This is a genomic window from Rhodoplanes roseus (genome assembly GCF_003258865.1).
Classification (GTDB): domain Bacteria; phylum Pseudomonadota; class Alphaproteobacteria; order Rhizobiales; family Xanthobacteraceae; genus Rhodoplanes; species Rhodoplanes roseus.
On sequence record NZ_NPEX01000729.1, the window covers coordinates 1 to 289 of the forward strand.

A 289-nucleotide genomic window follows, 5' to 3' on the forward strand; every position below is an offset into this window, starting at 1 on the left:
CCAACGACGAGAGCGGCATTTCCGAGGACCCGGACGTGCGCTTTGCGGTCGCCAAGAAGATCGTGGAGCGGGCGCAGGATTTCGGCATCAAGCCGGAAGACATCGTCGTCGATCCGCTGGTGATGCCGATCGGCGCCATGGCGACCGCCGGCCTGCAGGTGTTCTCGCTGGTGCGCCGGCTGCGTGAGGAGCTGAAGGTCAACACCACCTGCGGCGCCTCCAACGTCTCCTTCGGCCTGCCGCATCGGCACGGCATCAACGCCGCCTTCCTGCCGATGGCGATCGCGTC

Annotated in this window: 1 protein-coding gene; it reads left to right on the plus strand. The window is 66.8% G+C overall.

Annotation, left to right across the window (positions count from 1 at the left end; all coding sequences use genetic code 11):
* Window positions 1-289, plus strand: a 289-nt coding sequence (locus tag CH341_RS32155) for a dihydropteroate synthase (protein ID WP_170149905.1), incomplete at both ends; no start/stop codon positions are given.